Source organism: Polaromonas sp. P1_E1_2, from assembly GCF_056406035.1.
The window spans coordinates 1-3812 of sequence record NZ_JBFUAZ010000426.1 but is presented as its reverse complement, the minus strand read 5'-3'; the positions used below and the strand labels follow the sequence as shown (position 1 = coordinate 3812).

5 protein-coding genes are annotated in these 3812 nt (G+C 61.7%); all 5 read left to right on the top strand.

From position 1 onward, the window contains the following. Nucleotides 1–158: DUF1688 family protein (locus AC1D1P_RS17205; protein ID WP_477673808.1), on the top strand; the 158-nt coding region annotated here is incomplete at its 5' end. A 109-nt stretch (nt 159–267) separates the two neighbouring features. Continuing rightward, nucleotides 268–909 (top strand): uracil phosphoribosyltransferase, encoded by a 642-nt coding sequence (gene upp / locus AC1D1P_RS17200; protein ID WP_477669479.1) that lies wholly within the window; start codon nt 268–270, stop codon nt 907–909. 186 nt (nt 910–1095) lie between these two features. Next, a complete protein-coding gene (locus AC1D1P_RS17195; RefSeq protein WP_477673807.1) occupies nt 1096–2097 on the top strand; it encodes a BMP family protein in 1002 nt (333 codons plus the stop codon). Between the two features lie 34 nt (nt 2098–2131). Further along, nucleotides 2132–3139 (top strand): 5'-methylthioadenosine/S-adenosylhomocysteine nucleosidase, encoded by a 1008-nt coding sequence (locus AC1D1P_RS17190; RefSeq protein WP_477669477.1) that lies wholly within the window; start codon nt 2132–2134, stop codon nt 3137–3139. 1 nt (nt 3140) lies between these two features. Further along, complete coding sequence (locus AC1D1P_RS17185; protein ID WP_477673806.1) at nt 3141–3584, top strand: VOC family protein; 444 nt, start codon at nt 3141–3143, stop codon at nt 3582–3584. Nucleotides 3585–3812: the final 228 nt, after the last annotated feature.

Sequence of the window (3812 nt, the reverse complement as noted above, 5' to 3'; positions counted from 1 at the left end):
CGCCACTGGTGCGCGAGCAGCTGGGATTGACCGCCGAGCAGATGCCGCTGGCCTGCGTGCTCGAAGGCGGCACCTGGGCCGCAGGGCGTGCACTGGCACAGCAATTGCATCAAGGTTTGCCGCCCCTGAACATCGAAAGCGACGGCACCGTATTCTGAACATCGATCCCGAAAGACGCGCGGACCCGACGGGCGCCGGCACAGGTAAAAGCAGAACAAAAATAACAACCGGACAAAACAAAGACAGAACACAGAGGCACACCAAAAAATGACCATCCAGAGYAACAAGGTCCACCTGATCGACCACCCGCTGGTGCAGCACAAGCTCACCCTGATGCGCCGCAAGGACGCCTCCACCAACACCTTCCGCACACTGCTCAACGAGCTCAGCATGCTGATGGCCTACGAGGTCACGCGCGACATGCCGATGCAGGACATCGAGATCGAGACCCCGCTCGAAATCACCACCTCCAAAGTCATCGACGGTAAAAAGCTGGTGTTTGTCTCCATCCTGCGCGCCGGCAACGGCATTCTTGAGGGCATGCTCAGCGTGGTGCCCGGCGCCCGCGTCGGCCACGTCGGCCTGTACCGCGACCCGAAAACCCTGACGGCGGTCGAGTACTACTTCAAGATGCCGCACGACATGGAAGAGCGCGACATTGTCGTGGTCGACCCGATGCTCGCCACCGGCAACTCGGCCATCGCCGCAGTCGAGCGGCTCAAAGAGCTCAACCCCAAGTCCATCAAGTTCGTCTGCCTGCTGACCTGCCCGGAAGGTATCAAGGCCCTGCAGGCCGCACATCCGGACGTGCCGATCTACACCGCGGCGATCGACCGCGAGCTCAACAGCCATGGCTACATCCTGCCGGGCCTGGGCGACGCGGGCGACCGGATTTTCGGAACGAAATGAGCCCCCACGGTCGCTCACTGCGTGTAGCTCCCTGCCCCCCGAGGGGGCCGCTGCGCCTGCGGCCCGGCAAAGCCGGTTCCGCGGCCCCGACTGGCGAATTCGGGGAGCCTGCGAGCGTTTGATTTTTTGCTCCTGTTTTAGTTTTTCTGTTTGTCACCCAAAACCTGAACCTACCCGGAGGAACTCATGCACCAGACCTTCAAGCGCCGTCAACTCGTCCTATTGGCCACTGCCCTCGCAACCGCCCTGCCCGGCCTGGCACTTGCCCAGGCAGCCAAAACCAAAGTTGCGGCCATCTACACCGTGCCGTTTGAGCAGCAATGGGTCAGCCGCCTGCACAAGGCGCTCAAAGCCGCCGAAGCGCGCGGCGAGATCGAATACAAGGCGACCGAGAACGTCTCCAATGCCGACTACGAACGTGTCATGCGCGAATACGCCACGGCCGGCAACGCGCTCATCGTCGGCGAGGCTTTTGCGGTGGAAGCCGCGGCCCGCAAGGTCGCCAAGGACTTCCCGAAAGTGTCTTTTCTCATGGGCTCGTCGGGCAAGGCGCAGGCGCCCAACTTTTCGGTGTTCGACAACTACATCCAGGAACCGGCCTACCTCTCCGGCATGATCGCCGGGGGCGTGACCAAGAGCAACAAGATCGGCATGGTCGGCGGCTTCCCGATTCCCGAAGTCAACCGCCTGATGAATGCCTTCATGGCCGGCGCGAAAGAAACCAACCCCAAGGTCGAGTTCAGCGTGAGCTTCATCAACAGCTGGTTTGACCCGCCCAAAGCCAAGGAAGCCGCCTTCGCCATGATCGACAAGGGCGCCGACGTGATGTACGCCGAGCGCTTTGGCGTGAGCGACGCCGCCAAGGAAAAAGGCAAGCTGGCCATCGGCAACGTGATCAACACACAAGACAAATACCCCGACACCRTGGTGGCGTCAGCCCTCTGGAACATGGAGCCCAGCATCGACCGCGCGATCAAGGCCGTCAAGGAAGGCAAATTCAAGGCCGAAGACTACGGCCCCTATTCCATGATGAAGTACAAGGGCTCCGAACTCGCCCCACTGGGCACCTTCGAGAAAAAGGTGCCCGCCGACATCGTCGCCAAGGTCAAGGCCAAAGAGGCCGACATCCTGGCCGGCAAGTTCACCGTCAAGGTCGACGACGGCCAGCCCAAGTCCACCGCCAAATAAGGCGGCGTTTCACCGCCTCACCTGAAAGCGCCGTATGCATTCCCTGTTTTGCCTGCGGCGTTTTCTTTTCAGCCAGCCTGTTGCCTGGCGGGCCGCGGCTCCGCTGGCCTTCCTGGCCTTTCTATCATTTGGCCTGTTGGGATGCGCGGGCCCGGCGTCTGTCCCATCCAATCCATCAGGCGCAGCTGCGGGCATTCCTGTCCGGCTCGACGCCACGCCCCGCATCGCGGTGATATCGGCTTTTCAGCCCGAACTGACTCTGCTGCTCAACCGCTTGCAGGGCCCTGCCAGGCACCGCATCAACGGCGTCGATTTCACCACCGGTACCCTGCAGGGCAAGCCGGTCGTGCTGTTCCTTTCCGGCATCAGCATGGTCAATGCGTCCATGAACACGCAGCTGGTGCTGGACCGTTTCAACATCACACACATCGTCTTCAGCGGCATCGCTGGTGGCGTCAACCCGGCCCTGCACATCGGCGACGTCAGCGTACCCACCCAGTGGAGCCAATACCTGGAAGTGCTGATGGCACGCGAAACTTCGCCGGGCCGGTTCACCATCCCGCCGCGCATGGAGGCGCAGACCCTGGCGCCCTTCGGCATGCTGCACCCGCGACCGGTCGAAACGCGCACCGCCGCCAACCCGGCGCCCGTACGCAAGTTCTGGTTTGAAGCCGACCCCGCAATGCTCGAGGTTGCCAGGGGCATGGGCAACATCGAACTCGGCGCCTGCAACGCGGGGGTATGCCTCACGCACAAACCGCAATTGATGGTGGGCGGCAACGGTGTGTCGGGCCAGGCCTTTGTCGACAACGCCGCCTTCCGCGAATATGCCTTCAAGACCTTCCAGGCCAACGTACTCGACATGGAAACCGCCGCCGTGGGCATGGTGGCCTACAGCAACAGCGTGCCTTACATCGCTTTCCGCTCGCTCAGCGACCTGGCCGGCGGCGGTGAAGCGGCCAATGAAATGGTCACGTTCATGAACATYGCTGCCGACAACTCAGCCAAGGTGTTGCTGGCGTTCCTGGCCGCCTGGAAATAGCATGCCCGAGCTCACCGGCATAGACCACATCTACATTGCCGTGAGCAACATGGCCGAGTCGGAAGCGTTCTACGACAAGCTGATGCTCAAGACGCTCAGCTGCCGCAAAAACACCTTCACGATAGGCGGCGACCCGCACATCCAGTACTACAACCGCCACTTTGGTTATGTGCTGCGGCCTGCCCGCTCGCAAGCCGCGCACGACTCGTATTCGCCCGGCCTTCATCACTTCTGCCTGCGCGTAGACACTGCCGAAGACGTGGCCGAATGCGCGCGGCTGCTGCAAGCCTCCGGCATCAACGCCAGCGAGCCGCACAACCACGGCGAATACGCACCCKACTACTGGGCCACTTTTTTCACCGACCCCGACGGCCTTCGTCTGGAGATCACCAACTACCGCCAGGAGCGGCGCGACCGGCATGACCACTGGGAATCCCTCGGTTAAGCATTCGCAGCCGCCAGTGCTGCGGTCCCTGTTGATCTGAAAGCCACATTGCTAAACACTGCTTCTTTCGGATGACCGCGCCCCTTCTCCCTGTTCTACGGCTCATCTTGCTACCCGGAATGGATGGCACAGGAGATTTGCTTGCGCCGCTGGTCAACGCACTGACGCCATCCATGCACGTTGAAGTCGTGCGCTACCCTGGACATGACGCGCTGGGTTATGACGACT